Annotated in this window: 10 protein-coding genes; 3 read left to right on the top strand and 7 right to left on the bottom strand. The window is 66.8% G+C overall.

Annotated features, from left to right (window positions below; all coding sequences use genetic code 11):
- Positions 1 to 149: 149 nt before the first annotated feature.
- From RBT54_RS00910 to RBT54_RS00925, 4 genes are all read right to left on the bottom strand, one after another.
- Positions 150 to 923 carry a phosphoadenylyl-sulfate reductase gene (locus RBT54_RS00910; protein ID WP_320363168.1) on the bottom strand — a complete coding sequence of 258 codons (774 nt, stop codon included), beginning with the start codon at positions 921 to 923 and terminating at the stop codon, positions 150 to 152.
- Positions 920 to 1,474: a DUF934 domain-containing protein gene (locus tag RBT54_RS00915; RefSeq protein WP_320363170.1), complete on the bottom strand. Its 555-nt coding sequence runs from the start codon at positions 1,472 to 1,474 to the stop codon at positions 920 to 922. The genes RBT54_RS00910 and RBT54_RS00915 overlap by 4 nt, the downstream gene beginning before the upstream one ends.
- Positions 1,467 to 3,146: a nitrite/sulfite reductase gene (locus RBT54_RS00920; RefSeq protein WP_320363172.1), complete on the bottom strand. Its 1,680-nt coding sequence runs from the start codon at positions 3,144 to 3,146 to the stop codon at positions 1,467 to 1,469. The genes RBT54_RS00915 and RBT54_RS00920 overlap by 8 nt, the downstream gene beginning before the upstream one ends.
- Positions 3,147 to 3,209: 63 nt before the next feature.
- Positions 3,210 to 3,992 (bottom strand): sulfite exporter TauE/SafE family protein, encoded by a 783-nt coding sequence (locus RBT54_RS00925; RefSeq protein WP_320363174.1) that lies wholly within the window; start codon positions 3,990 to 3,992, stop codon positions 3,210 to 3,212.
- A gap of 104 nt (positions 3,993 to 4,096) precedes the next feature.
- On the opposite strand from RBT54_RS00925, the gene cysB reads away from it, so the two are divergent.
- Positions 4,097 to 5,038 carry an HTH-type transcriptional regulator CysB gene (gene cysB, locus RBT54_RS00930; RefSeq protein WP_320363176.1) on the top strand — a complete coding sequence of 314 codons (942 nt, stop codon included), beginning with the start codon at positions 4,097 to 4,099 and terminating at the stop codon, positions 5,036 to 5,038.
- Positions 5,039 to 5,138: 100 nt separating this feature from the next.
- Here the strand turns inward: cysB and RBT54_RS00935 are convergent, their stop codons facing one another.
- From RBT54_RS00935 to RBT54_RS00945, 3 genes are read right to left on the bottom strand one after another with little or no spacing between them, the layout of a single operon-like run.
- The gene (locus RBT54_RS00935) at positions 5,139 to 6,161 is read right to left on the bottom strand and encodes an asparaginase (RefSeq protein WP_320363178.1); all 1,023 of its coding nucleotides are present in this window, start codon (positions 6,159 to 6,161) and stop codon (positions 5,139 to 5,141) included.
- A gap of 17 nt (positions 6,162 to 6,178) precedes the next feature.
- Positions 6,179 to 7,936: a cation:proton antiporter gene (locus RBT54_RS00940; RefSeq protein ID WP_320363180.1), complete on the bottom strand. Its 1,758-nt coding sequence runs from the start codon at positions 7,934 to 7,936 to the stop codon at positions 6,179 to 6,181.
- Positions 7,937 to 7,968: 32 nt separating this feature from the next.
- The gene (locus RBT54_RS00945) at positions 7,969 to 9,831 is read right to left on the bottom strand and encodes an ABC transporter ATP-binding protein/permease (protein WP_320363184.1); all 1,863 of its coding nucleotides are present in this window, start codon (positions 9,829 to 9,831) and stop codon (positions 7,969 to 7,971) included.
- Between the two features lie 428 nt (positions 9,832 to 10,259).
- Between RBT54_RS00945 and RBT54_RS00950 the strand changes: the two genes are divergently transcribed.
- Together RBT54_RS00950 and RBT54_RS00955 are read left to right on the top strand one after the other, a co-directional pair.
- The gene (locus RBT54_RS00950) at positions 10,260 to 12,179 is read left to right on the top strand and encodes a DUF1302 domain-containing protein (RefSeq protein ID WP_320363186.1); all 1,920 of its coding nucleotides are present in this window, start codon (positions 10,260 to 10,262) and stop codon (positions 12,177 to 12,179) included.
- 29 nt (positions 12,180 to 12,208) lie between these two features.
- Positions 12,209 to 13,540, top strand: coding sequence for a DUF1329 domain-containing protein (locus tag RBT54_RS00955; protein WP_320363188.1), 1,332 nt, complete (start codon positions 12,209 to 12,211; stop codon positions 13,538 to 13,540).
- Positions 13,541 to 13,555 lie beyond the last annotated feature (15 nt).

A 13,555-nucleotide genomic window follows, 5' to 3' on the forward strand; every position in this document is an offset into this window, starting at 1 on the left:
GCGTGGTGGTGCTGGGGGAGGCGATCGTGCTGTGGGAGCGGGCTTGCCCGCGAATCTCAGCGTGCTCGGGGGCTGCTTTCGCGGGCAAGCCCGCTCCCACAGACTGAGCTGCAGTCGGGGAGAAGCCCGCTCCCACGGGCCGGGTGTCCTTACTTGACATGGAGGCCGCACTCCTTGGTTTCAGGGTTCTCCCACCACCAGCGCCCGGCGCGCACATCCTCGCCGACTGCGATCGCGCGTGTGCACGGGGCGCAGCCGATGCTGGGGTAGAACTGGTCGTGGAGCGCGTTGTAGGGGACCTCGTTGATTCGGATATAGGCCCACACCTCGGCCTCCGTCCAGTCCGACAGCGGATTGAGCTTCTCCAGGCCGTTGGCGGCGTCGAACTCGCGCACCGGCAGGCCGGCACGGGTGACCGACTGCGCCGCGCGCAGGCCGGTGATCCAGGCCTTGCGGCCGGCGAGCGCGCGGCGCAGCGGCGCCATCTTGCGCACGCCGCAGCAGGCCTTGCGCAGCTCGACCGAGTCGTAGAAGGCGTTGATTCCGTGGCTGCGCACCAAGGTCTCGACCGCGCCGGCGTCGGGGAAGTAGATCTCCAGCTTCGAGCCGTAGCGCTGCTCGACCTCGCCGATCAGCGTGTAGGTTTCCGCCGGCAGGCGGCCGGTGTCGAGCGAGAAGACGGTGATCGGCAGCGCGTTCGCCAGGATGAGGTCGGTCAGCACCATGTCCTCGGCGCCGAAGCTGTTGGCGAAGGCGAGTTCGCCATTCGTGGCATTCGCGCCGAACTCGGCCACGGCCTCGCGCAGCAGGGCGAGCGCGGCAGCCGACTTGGCGCCGACGATCGTGCGCACGGCGTCGGTGAGGTCGGGGCGGGTGGGGGCATTGCTTGCTGCGGGACGCAGGAGGGAGACGCTCGCGTTCATTGCTGCGCCTCCCGGTCGGCCGCACGATTGACGCTGCGGAACAGCGGCAGCGGATCCTTCACCGAGTGCTGGTAGGGCTGGGTGAAGTCGTCGATGCTGGCCAACGCCGCCTCGAGTTGCGCGTCGGTGTAGCGGCCGGCCTGCGGCTGCAGGGCGTCGAAGCCGCAGCGCGTCATGTAGTTGAACTGGTCGCGCAGGACCTCGCCGATTGCGCGCAGCTCGCCCTTGTAGCCGTGGCGCTTGCGCAGCAGCGTCGCGGCCGAATAGCTGCGGCCGTCGGTGAACTTGGGGAAGTGCAGGGCGATGACCTGCAGTGCCTCGAGGTCGCCGGCGAGGGTGGCGGCGTCCTCACCGGCGGCCAGCCACACGCCGAGTTCGCCGCTGCGCGCACGCGCCAGCAGTTCGTCGCGGCGGGTCTGCCACACGGCCAGCGGCACCAGCACACGACCGGCGGGCACGGCGATGTCGGCGGCGGCCTCGCCCTCGGCGAGCGCCACGGTCAGGCGCTCGTCGACGACGACGCGGCCGTTCTTGATGATCTTGTCAGACATGGGCGGGCTTCCTTTGCGGCTGGCGGTCGGCATAGACACGGGTCTTGAAGGGCTCCACGCCGATTCGGCGCACCGTGTCGATGAAGCGTTCATCGTCGTGGCGCTGGTCGACATAGGTGTCGATCAGCGCGCTGATCACGTCCGGCATCTCGGCGGCGGCAAAGGACGGGCCGATCACCTTGCCGAGCGCGGCGTCGTTGCCCTGCTTGCCGCCGATCGTCACCTGGTAGAACTCCGCGCCGTTCTTGTCGACGCCGAGGATGCCGATGTGGCCGACGTGGTGGTGGCCGCAGGCGTTCATGCAGCCGGAGATGTTGATCTCGATGTCGCCGATGTCGAACAGGTAGTCGAGCTTGTCGAAGCGGTCCTGGATGGCGTTGGCGATCGGGATCGACTTGGCGTTGGCGAGTGCGCAGAAGTCGCCACCCGGGCAGGCGATGATGTCGGTGAGGAGCCCGATGTTGGGCGTGGCCAGACCGATCGCGCGGGCCTCCTGCCATAGCGCGACGAGGTCGGCCTCGCGCACGCTGGCGAGCACCACGTTCTGCTCGTGGGTGCTGCGCACCTCGCCGAAGGCGTAGCGGTCGGCGAGGTCGGCGACCGCGTCGAACTGGTCGGCGGTGAGATCGCCCGGCGCCACCCCGTAGGGCTTGAGCGAGAGCACGACGCTCGCGTAACCCGCCACGCGGTGGGCGCGCACGTTGCGGCGGGCCCAGGCGGCGAAGGCCTTGTCGTCGGCGAGCCTGGCGCGGTAGCCGGCGTCCTCTGCGAGCGGACTCAGCACGGGGTCGTCGAAGCGGCTGGCGACGCGGTCGATCTCGGCCTGGGTGAGGGTGGACGGGCCGTCCTTCAGGTGAGCGAACTCCTCTTCGACCTGGCGCGCGAACTCGGGCACACCGAGCGCCTTCACCAGGATCTTGATGCGCGCCTTGTAGGCGTTGTCGCGGCGGCCGTGCTGGTTGTAGACGCGCAGGATGGCCTCGCAGTAGTTGAGGATCTGCTGCCAGGGCACGAAGGCCGCGACCTCCTCGCCGATGATCGGCGTGCGGCCGAGGCCTCCGCCCACCAGCACGCGAAAGCCGAGCTCGCCGGCGGCGTTGTGCACGATGTCGAGACCGATGTCGTGCACCTGGATCACCGCGCGGTCCTCCTTCGCGCCATTGACCGCGATCTTGAACTTGCGCGGCAGGAAGGCGAACTCGGGGTGGAAGGTGCTCCACTGGCGGACGATCTCGCACCACGGCCGCGGGTCGACGATCTCGTCGGCCGCAACGCCGGCGAAGGGGTCGGCGGTGACGTTGCGGATGCAGTTGCCCGAGGTCTGGATGGCGTGCATCTGTACATTCGCGAGCAGGCCGAGGATCTCGGGCACGTCATCCAGGCGCGGCCAGTTGAACTGGATGTTCTGGCGCGTGGTGATGTGGCCGTAGCCGCGGTCGAAGGTACGGGCGATGTGGCCCAGGGTGCGCAGCTGCTTCGAGTTCAGGTTGCCGTAGGGCACGGCGATGCGCAGCATCGGCGCATGGCGCTGGATGTACAGGCCGTTCTGCAGGCGCAGCGGGCGGAATTCGTCTTCGCTCAGCTCGCCCGCCAGGTAGCGCCGGGTCTGGTCGGCGAACTGGGCGACGCGCTCATCGACGATGCGCTGGTCGTATTCGTCGTATTGGTACATGTGGGCTCTCTCTGTATTTTTGGGGGATTCGGTCGGGTGGCGTCGTTATCGTTTCAGCGCGGCTCAGTGCGCCATCAGCTTGGCGCCGACCAGCATCAGCATCGTCGCCAGGATCGGGCGCAGGATGCGGTCGGGCACCTTGGTCGAGATGTGGCTGCCGAGCCAGATGCCGGGCAGCGAGCCGACCAGCAGGCTGCCGAGCAGGAACCAGTCGACGCTGCCGAGGAACCAGTGGCCGATGCCGGCGACCGCGGTCAGCGGCACGGCGTGGGCGATGTCCGAGCCGACGATGCGCAGTGCGGGCATAGCCGGGTAGAGGAAGAACAGTGCGGTGACGCCGAGCGCGCCCGCGCCCACCGAAGAGATCGACACCAGCACGCCGAGCACCGCGCCGGTGATGATGGTGAGGCGAGCGGTGCGCGCCGGATCTTCCGGGCGGCCGCCGGAGCGCGCCACCGCGTAGGCCTGGATGCGCTTGCGAAAGATCAGCGCCACCGCGGTCAGCACCAGCGCGACGCCGAGCGCGACCTGAATCAGGTGGGCCGCACCCTCGATGCCGCCGGGAGCGAGCCAGCCGATCAGCGCCAGCGTGATCGCCGCCGCCGGGAGGCTGCCGGTGGCGAGCAGGCGGGTGATCTTCCAATCCACCGTGCCCTTGAGACCGTGCGCCAGGGTGCCGCCGGCCTTGGTGATCGCGGCGTAGAGCAGGTCGGTGCCGACCGCCACCGAGGGGTGGATGCCGAACATCAGCACCAGCAGCGGCGTCATCAACGAACCGCCCCCAACGCCGGTCAGACCGACGATGGCACCGACTGCAAAACCGGCGATGGTGTAGGCGAAGTCCATGAAATGCGCTCCTGGATGGTGCGGCGCATCGTAAGGATTTCTTTTAGGGTCAAGAAGCGGTTTAAGGTTAGACTTTAAGAACTCATTGTTATATAGATGCCGCCATGAACCTGCAGCAACTGCGCTACGTGCATGAAGTCGCCCGTCGCGGGCTCAATGTTTCCGATGCTGCCGAGGCGCTGTTTACTTCGCAGCCAGGGGTGTCCAAGCAGATTCGCCTGCTCGAGACCGAACTCGGCATCGAGATCTTCACCCGCCACGGCAAGCGCCTGGTGGCGGTCACCGAGCCGGGGCACGCGGTGCTGGCGATCGCCGAGCGCGTGCTGCGCGATCTCGACAACCTGCAGCAGGTGGGCGACGAGTTCGCCAACGAGGCGGTGGGCAGGCTGTCGATCGCCACCACCCACACCCAGGCGCGCTACGTGCTGCCCGACGTGATCCGCCGCTTCATGCAGCGCTACCCGCAGGTCAAGCTCGAGCTGCACCAGGGCAACCCGCGCCAGGTGTGCGAGATGGTGCTCGACGGCAGTGCGGACATCGCGATCGCCACCGAGGCCATCGCCGAGTACGACGAGCTGGTGATGCTGCCTTGCTACCAGTGGAACCGCTGCGTGGTCGCCACTCCGCGCCACCCCATCCTGCAGGCCGCGCCCCTCACGCTCGAGGCGATCGCGCGCTACCCGCTGATCACCTACGACGACGCCTTCACCGGCCGCGGCCAGATCAACAAGGCCTTCCTCGGCCGCGGCCTCAAGCCCAAGGTGGTGCTCACCGCGATCGACTCGGACGTGATCAAGAAGTACGTCGAGATGGACCTTGGCATCGGCATTCTCGCGCGCATGGCCTACGACCCGGCGGAAGACCGCAAGCTCGGCATGGTGGATGCGTCGCACCTGTTCGAATCGAGCACGACGCGGATCGGCCTGCGCAAGCGTGCGTGGTTGCGCGCCTACGTGTATGCCTTCATCGAAGGCTTTGCCCCGCACCTGTCGCGGCGCATGGTCGAGCTCGCGCTCGCGGGGGGCGGCACCGATCCGGGCCTGTGAAACAGGGGTGGCGTGGGCAGTCCCCGTGGGAGCAACTGGCTGTGGGAGCGGGCGGTGTTCAGGCCCACGGGCGGTCTCCAGGCCGCCGACAGGACCTTGCTCAGCCGCGTTCGAACCAGCGCCGCAACCGTGCGCCGCGCAGGCCGGCGCCCAGGCCGGCGATCAGGCGTACGCGCGCCTTGAGCGCATCGAGCGCGCCGGCGTCGAGCCAGTTGCCAGGCGCGTTGTCGCGGTGCCTGCTGATGCCGCCGCCGCAGCGACTGGCGAGCACGAGCGGCACCGAGTTTGGCAATTCGTCCAGCGCCGGCAGCCAGGACTCGGGGAGGCTGGCGTTACCCGGTAGCGCCAGGACCAGACCAGCGCCGCCGGTGACCAGACTGGCACGGGCGAGCGCGCGTGCCACGGCCGAAGCGAGTGCCGGCGAGCTGCCGGCGGCCACGGTGAGGAGTTCCACCGGCGGCAGCGTCTGCAGCTCGGCCGGCAGCGCCGCCCGGCTATAGCGCGCCGGGGCGAGCGCATGCAGCGCCGCGTCACTGGCGAGTGTGGTCAGGGCGCCGTCGTGGGTGAAGGCGTCCACCGCCGAGGGGTGGCGTTTGGCGATCGTTGCTGCAGGCAGGATACGGTCGCCGAGTACCGCGAGCACGCCGGCGCGCGCCGCTGCCGGGCGGCAGGCGAGCTCCACCGCTTGGTAAAGGTTGAGCGGACCGTCGGCCGATAGTGCGGTGGCCGGGCGCATCGCGGCGGTCATCACCAGGGGTTTGGTGGTGGCAATGGTGATTTGCAGGAAGTACGCGGTTTCTTCCAGCGTGTCGGTGCCGTGGGTGATGACGATGCCGTCGACGGCGGGGTCGTCCATCAGCGCCTGCACGCGGCGCGCGAGCGCCAGCCAGTGCTGCGGCGTCATGTCCTTGCTGTCGATGCCGAACAGGGGCCGCGCATCGATGTGGGCAAGATCGCCCAGTTGCGGCACGGCAGCGAGGAGGACGTCGGGGCCGAGCTGTCCGGCGGTGTAGTCGCGGACGTCGGTTGCCGAGCCGGCGGTGCCGGCGATCGTGCCGCCGGTTGCGATGAGGGCGATGCGCGGTTTGCGCACGAGTTGAAGAGCGTTTTGTTGCGGAATCATGATCGATCGGGGGCGGGTCAGGTGGTGCCGCTGCCGCGCAGCGCGACGATGCGGCGCTCGCGTTCCTGCTCGAGCAGGCGCGTGGCGGCGTCGGGCGGTACGCCCAGGGTTTCGAGCACCCAGCCGGTGAGCTTGAGGCTGGACTCCAGTGTCTCCGGCACCACCACCGAGGCACCGGCCTCGCGCAGCAGCAGCGCGTGCTTCTCGTCGCGCGCGCGGGCAATGATGCGCATCATCGGCATCAGGCGACGAATGCCCTGCACGGCGTGGATGGCGGCCGCGGTGTGGTCCATGGTCAGCACCACCGCGCGCGCCTGGTCGATGCGCAGCTTGCGCAGCAGCTCGGGTCGGCTGGCGTCGCCGAACACCAGCGGCACGCCGGCCTTGCGCTGGTGGGCGATGAGCTGAGCGTCGTTCTCGATGGCGACGAAGGCCACGCCCTGCTCGCCCAGCATCTGCCCCACCATCTGCCCGACGCGGCCGTAGCCGGCGATGATGACGTGGCCGCCGGGCCCACCCATTGCGCCCAGCTCGGTGTCGTCCGGTGCCGGCGGTGCGGTGCGGCGGTCGATGTTGTCGCCCAGGCTCTGGCCGAGGCGGGCGACCACCGGCGCCGCCAGCATCGACACGCCGACCACGATCAGCATGAACTGCCCCACCTGGCGTTCGAGCAGGCCCAGCGCGAGCGCCATGCCGATGACGATGAAGGCGAACTCGCCGCCCTGGCCGAGCAGCAGCCCGCCCTCGGCCGAACGCCCCCACGACAGCCCGAACACGCGCAGCAGCACGAAGACGATCAGCGCCTTCATGGCCAGCAGGCCGACGACCGAGAGGGGAATCCACAGCGGCTCGGCGAGCAGCGCGCGCAGGTCGATGCCCATGCCCACCGACATGAAGAACAGGCCCATGAGCAGACCCTTGAAGGGCTCGATGGTGATCTCGACCTCGTGGCGGAACTCGGTCTCGGCGATGATCAGGCCGGCCAGGAGCGCACCCAGCGCCATCGACAGGCCGGCGTACCAGGTCAGTGCTGCCACGCCGAGCGTGGTCAGCAGGGTGAGTGCGGTGAAGGTGTCGGGCTGTTTGTCCACTGCGATCTGGTGGAACAGCGGTCGCACCACACGGCGGCCGATGAGGTAGATCAGCACCACGGTCAGCACGCCCTTGAGCACTGCAGTGCCGAGCAGGCTGGCAAAGCTGCCCTCGCCCGATGAAGCGCCAAGGATGCTGATCAGCACCAGCAGCGGCACTACCGCCAGGTCCTGGAACAGCAGGATGGCGAATGCCGACTGACCGAGCGGCGTGCCCAGTTCGCGGCGCTGGATCAGCAACTGCATGACGATCGCGGTTGAAGAAAAGGCCAGCACCACGCCCAGGATCACTGCGGCTTCGATGCTGTTGCCGAACCACAACGCCAGCCCGCCGAGGGCCGCCGCCGACAACGCGACCTGCAGCCCACCGAGGCCGAACACCAGCCGACGCATCGACCACAGGCGCTCGACCGACATCTCCAGGCCGATCATGAACATCAGGAAGATCACCCCGAGCTCGGCCAGAAACTCCACGTCTTGCGGGCGCGCAAAGGTGAACAACGACAGCACCGGCCAGGTGCCCGCCAGTGAGGCGAGGCCGTAAGGGCCGAGCAACACACCGACCGACAGAAAGCCGAGCACCGGGTTGATGCGCAGCCGTGACAGCAGCGGCATCAGCACGCCGCTGAGCGCCAGGAAGAGGATGGTTTCTTTCAGGAACGGGAAGTTGCCGTGGGCGTCCATGCAGCCGTCGTCAATCGGGATAGCTTTTCAGTCTACGCCACACCGCCCGCAGGCGCGCCCCAAGACTTGGCATCCGGGGTCATGTTGTCGGTCGCATCGGTGCCTTCCTCCTGCTGCTGCAGCATCCACATCTGCGCATAGGCGCCGCCCTGCGTCAGCAGTGCGTGATGCCGGCCGCGTTCGACGATCCGGCCCTGGTCGAGCACGATGATCTCGTCCGCGTCCATGATCGTCGACAGACGGTGGGCGATGACGAGCGCGGTGCGGCCCTGTGCGGCGCGCTCGATCTGGGCCTGGATCGCCTTCTCGGTCTTGGAGTCGAGCGCAGAGGTGGCCTCGTCGAAGATCAGGATGGCGGGGTTCTTGAGCAGCGCGCGCGCGATCGCGACACGCTGCTTCTCGCCGCCGGAGAGCTTCAGCCCGCGCTCGCCGACGCGAGTCTCGTAGCCGTCGGGCAACTGGCGGATGAAGCCTTCCAGTTGCGCGGCCTGCGCCGCTGCCTCGACCTCCTCGCGCCTGGCGCCGGGGCGGCCATACTGGATGTTGTAGAACAGCGTGTCGTTGAACAGCACCGTGTCCTGGGGGACGATGCCGATCGCCGCACGCAGGCTGTCCTGGGTGAGGCTGCGCAGGTCGTGGCCGTTGATGCGCAGCGCGCCGCCCTGCACGTCGTAGAAGCGATACAGCAGCCGGGCCAGGGTGGATTTGCCCGAGCCGGAGTGGCCGACCACCGCCACCGTGCTGCCGGCGGGGATGTCGAAATCGACGTCGAACAGGATCGGGCGCTTGGCGTCGTAGGCGAAGCTCACGTGCTCGAAGCGCACGCTCGCCGGTCCGGCCGGCAGGGTGCGGGCGTCGGGTGCGTCGGCGATCTCGCGGTGGGTGTGCATGAGGCCGAACATGCGCTCGATGTCGGTGAGCGACTGGCGGATCTCGCGGTAGAGCACGCCGAGGAAGTTGAGCGGGATGTAGAGCTGGATCATGAAGGCATTGACCAGCACGATGTCGCCGATCGTCATCTCGCCGCTGGCCACGCGGTCGGCGGCCTGCCACATCATCGCGGTGACCGCGACGGCAATGATCGCCGCCTGGCCGACGTTGAGCGCGGACAGCGAGTACTGGTTGGTCACCTGCGCCTTGCTCCACTTCTGCAACTGCTCGTCGTAGCGCCGCGCTTCGAAGTCCTCGTTGTTGAAGTACTTCACCGTCTCGTAGTTGATCAGGCTGTCGATCGCGCGCGCGCTGGCGGCCGAGTCGAGCTCGTTGGCCTCGCGGCGCAGCGCGGTGCGCCAGTTGGTCACCTTGACGGTGAACACGATGTAGATCGTCAGCGCGGTGAGCGTGATAAGCGCGAACACCGCGTCGTACTGCACCAGCAGGATGCCGATCACCATGCCGATCTCGATCAGCGTGGGCAGGATCGAATACAGCGTGTAGCTGATCAGCGAGCCGATCGAGCGCGTGCCGCGTTCGATGTCGCGGGTGAGGCCGCCGGTCTGACGCTCCAGATGAAAGCGCAGCGACAGCGCGTGCAGGTGGCGGAACACGCGCAGCGAGATCTCGCGCACCGCCTGCTGGGTCACGCGGGCGAACACCACCTCGCGCAGCTCGGTGAGCAGCGAGGTCGAGAAGCGCAGCACGCCGTAGGCCAGCAGCAGCGCCGCCGGCACCACGATGAAGGCCTGCTCGGGCGTGATCGTGAGGCCGTCGATAAGGTGCTTGAATATGATCGGCACCGACACGTTGGCGCCCTTGGCCGCGATCAGGCAGGCGAGGGCGAACAGCACCCGGCCCTTGTAGGCCCAGATGAAGGGGAACAGGCTCTTGAGCGTTTCCCAGTCGCGGCGTTCGGTTGGTTCGGGGGCGGGCAGTGCGGCAGCGGGGGCGCGTCTCATGGGGTTTCCGTGGAAGAGGCAGGCAGGCGGTGTGGAGGACGATGCACAGCGCACAGGCCGGGCGCAAGGGTGATGGATTCTGTTGGTGCGGCACGGTGACGTCAAATTGCACACGCGACCGGCAAAAAAACCACGAGGGCGCTTGACTTCCAGCACGGACTTTGTAGGATTCAAACAAACGTTCGAATTAGTTTTTTGGATCGGCTCATTTGCTGACTTGCAGGCCCCCCGAGGGGCAAACCAGGCCGGTCTGCGCTGTTCCCGTAAGTATTTTTCCGGAGGAGACAGCTTCCACCCGGGACAGCATGCTTGAGCCTGTGACACCCAGACACGCTGCACCCAAAGAAGGTGCTGCACGCGGATATGTACCGCACCCATAAGAATGCCCGCATCCCCAGGTGGGCGCATTGATCTCGAGGAGGAGTCAAATGAGTCGGAGTCACGCCGTAGTTCGTTCGCACCGCCCGTTTCTGGCGTTGAGTACCCTGGCCGCATCGGTCGCCCTCGCCCTGATGGCCGCGCCCCAGGCACACGCCTTCGAGTTCGCCAGCGCCAGCGGCGAAGTGACGGGCAGTTTCGATACCACGCTGTCGGTGGGGGGCTTGTGGCGGATGCAGGATCGGGAGTCCTCGCTGATCAGCATCGCCAATGGCGGCACCTCGCGCGACCCCAATTCGGACGACGGCAACCTCAAGTACGACAAGGGCGACATGGTCTCGCTGGCCTTCAAGGCCACGCACGACCTGGAGCTGAGCTACCAGAACTTCGGCGCCTTCTTCCGCGGCACCTATTTCTACGACCACGCCTTCATGCACAAGAGCGGCATGACGAACGCCGCGCGCGGCGAACTGGGGCGCGATGCCGAGCTGCTCGATGCCTATGTGCGTGGTCGCTTCGACGTCGGCGGCCGGGCGCTCAACGTGCGCGCCGGCCGCCAGGTGGTGAGCTGGGGCGAGAGCACCTTCATCCAGAACGGCATCAACATCCTCAACCCGGTCAACGTCAGCCGCCTGCGCGTGCCCGGTTCGGAACTCCGCGAAGGCCTCACGCCGATCGGCATGCTGTGGGCCTCGCAGGAACTCACCGACAACGTCACCGCTGAAGTCGTGTGGATGGCCGAGTGGGAGAAGACCAAGATCGAGCCGGCGGGGACGTTCTTCAGCACGAATGATTTTGTGTCGGCGGGTGGCAATATTGCCTACACCGGCTTTGGTAGGTTGGCTGACGGCAATGCGCCGCCGATGGTGTATGGGACAAGCCCCACGGCGCAGTTATTTGCCCCGCGCGCTCAAGACAAGGAGCCCGGTGATGGTGGTGAATACGGGCTTGCGCTGCGAATGCTCGTTCCCGAGTGGAACTACACCGAATTCGGCCTTTATCACGTGAACTACCACAGCCGGATTCCGTTTGTTTCTGGCTATCGCGGCGGTTACTCGACCAATGGAACACCGTTTCCTTCGGGGCATCCAGCGTCTGGTTGTACTGTTTTTGACCCGATCATTGCTGCGAGCGCCGGTCTTGCTGCCGGATGCGCTTATGCGAACGATCGAGGTGGCGAGTACTTCGTCGAATACCCGAAGAACATCAAGCTGTTCGGCCTGAGCTTCAATACTGCTGGACCTGCCGGCATTGCCTTGCAGGGTGAATACTCGTATCGCAAGAACCAGCCGGTGCAACTGCCCTCGGCTGAGCTGCTACTGGCGGCTTTGGGTGCGCCCAACCAGATCACGGGTACGGGCGTGACGCAAGTGGCGCCGGGCACGTTTGTGCCGAATGCTTTCCTGGAACAGCCGTATGGCACCGAAATCACAGGTTATCGCCGCGTGAAGATGCACCAAGTCCAGCTGACGGGAACGAAGGCTGTGCCGCAGGTGTTTGGTGCGGAGCAAATGGTGGTTGTCGGTGAAGTCGGTTACACGCACCTGAACCTGCCATCGGATCTGAAGTTTGCAGCCTCCGGCTGCCACCTGCCACAACCCGGTTCCTCAGTCGCTACCTCTCAAGGTGGCGTGAGTTCTGGCTGCTTCCTGACCGAGAACTCCTGGGGCTATCGTGTACTCGCCCGCTTCGAGTATCCAAGTGCAGTTGCGGGGGTGAATCTCTCGCCACGTATTGCGTTCTCGCATGACGTTAATGGTCGAGGGCCGAGCTTTAATGAGGGCGCGAAGGCTGTGACGCTTGGCCTGGGTATGAACTACCGTCAGAACTGGCAGGCCGACATCGCCTACAGCAGCTTCTTCGGCGGCAAGAAGGTGAGTGGAACTGACTCGGCTGGCTCCTATGCCAGCCACACCAACCCCCTCTACGACCGCGACTTCCTCTCGGTCAGCGTCAGCTATTCGTTCTGAGCACCACACCGGATCTGGAGACAAACGACATGCGCAAGACACTCACGATTCTCGGCGCGGCGCTCGCGGTGGCGCTGTCCGCGCCGGCCATGGCCGATGCCTCGCGGCTGGGCAAGGACCTGACGCCGATGGGCGCGGAGCAGGCGGGCAATGCGGCGGGCACCATCCCCGCCTGGGACGGCGGTCTCAAGTCCGCGCCCGCTGGGCATGAGGCCGGCGGTCATTACGCCGACCCCTTCGCCACCGACAAACCGCTGTTCACCATCGACGCCGCCAACCACGCCCAGCACGCCGACAAGCTCACCCCCGGCCAGGTCGAGATGCTCAAGACCTACGCGACGTGGAAGATGAACGTCTACCCGACGCGGCGTAGCGCGGCCTTCCCGCAGGGGCACTACGACCAGACCATCGCCAACGCCAGCCGCGCCAAACTGGTCGATGGCGGGCGCACGATCGAAGGCACGACCGGCGGCATTCCGTTCCCTATTCCGCAGAACGGCGCCGAGGCGATCTGGAACCACCTTGCGCGCTACCGCGGCGAGGCGTACGCGATGAACTGGAGCCAGGCCGCGGTGACGCGCCAGGGCACCTACACGCCGGTGCGCTTCGAGTACCAGTATGACTTCCACTATGGCAGCCTGAAGAAAGCACCGGAGCAGATCGAGTCCGGCAAGCTGTTCAACTTCCTGCAGACGGTGACGGCGCCCGCGCGCCTCGCGGGGCAGATCCTGCTGGTGCATGAATTCCTCGACCGCCGCCAGGCGTGGACCTACAACCCCGGCCAGCGCCGCGTGCGCCTGGCGCCGAACGTGGCCTACGACAACCCGGGCACGGCGGCCGACGGGCTGCGCACCAACGACGACTTCGACATGTACAACGGCGCCATCGACCGCTACGACTGGAAGCTGGTGGGCAAGAAGGAGATCTACGTCCCCTACAACGCCTACAGGCTGGTCGGCAACACGGTGAAGATGGCCGACGTGCTGCAGGCGGGGCACATGAACCCGGACCACACGCGCTACGAGCTGCACCGCGTGTGGGTGGTGGATGCCACGCTGAAGGACGGCACCAGCCACAGCTACAAGCGCCGCACCTTCTATCTGGACGAGGATTCGTGGTCGATCCTGGTGATCGACAAGTACGACGCCCGCGACCAGCTGTGGCGCGTGTCGGAGCTGCACTCGATCAACTGGTACGACATCCCGATGCTCTACCCGAGCCTGGAGGTGCACCACGACCTGCAGTCGGGCCGCTACATTGCGATGGGCCTGCGCAACGACGAGGCGCGCATCTACCAGACCATCGAGGCCCGTCCGGCCGACTTCACGCCCGCCGGCCTGCGTGGCATCGGTACGCGCTGACGTACCACGCCCGGC

Origin of the sequence: Thauera sp., assembly GCF_034003485.1 — a bacterium.
Lineage (GTDB): Bacteria > Pseudomonadota > Gammaproteobacteria > Burkholderiales > Rhodocyclaceae > Thauera.

What these genes read in the sequence shown, in the direction of transcription:
- RBT54_RS00925 (WP_320363174.1), bottom strand. Translation starts at nt 3,992, where the DNA reads ATGGACTTCGCCTACACCATCGCCGGTTTTGCAGTCGGTGCCATCGTC.
- RBT54_RS00950 (WP_320363186.1), top strand. Translation starts at nt 10,260, where the DNA reads ATGAGTCGGAGTCACGCCGTAGTTCGTTCGCACCGCCCGTTTCTGGCG.
- RBT54_RS00910 (WP_320363168.1), bottom strand. Translation starts at nt 923, where the DNA reads ATGAACGCGAGCGTCTCCCTCCTGCGTCCCGCAGCAAGCAATGCCCCC.
- RBT54_RS00955 (WP_320363188.1), top strand. Translation starts at nt 12,209, where the DNA reads ATGCGCAAGACACTCACGATTCTCGGCGCGGCGCTCGCGGTGGCGCTG.
- RBT54_RS00915 (WP_320363170.1), bottom strand. Translation starts at nt 1,474, where the DNA reads ATGTCTGACAAGATCATCAAGAACGGCCGCGTCGTCGTCGACGAGCGC.
- RBT54_RS00940 (WP_320363180.1), bottom strand. Translation starts at nt 7,936, where the DNA reads ATGGACGCCCACGGCAACTTCCCGTTCCTGAAAGAAACCATCCTCTTC.
- cysB (WP_320363176.1), top strand. Translation starts at nt 4,097, where the DNA reads ATGAACCTGCAGCAACTGCGCTACGTGCATGAAGTCGCCCGTCGCGGG.
- RBT54_RS00920 (WP_320363172.1), bottom strand. Translation starts at nt 3,146, where the DNA reads ATGTACCAATACGACGAATACGACCAGCGCATCGTCGATGAGCGCGTC.
- RBT54_RS00945 (WP_320363184.1), bottom strand. Translation starts at nt 9,831, where the DNA reads ATGAGACGCGCCCCCGCTGCCGCACTGCCCGCCCCCGAACCAACCGAA.
- RBT54_RS00935 (WP_320363178.1), bottom strand. Translation starts at nt 6,161, where the DNA reads ATGATTCCGCAACAAAACGCTCTTCAACTCGTGCGCAAACCGCGCATC.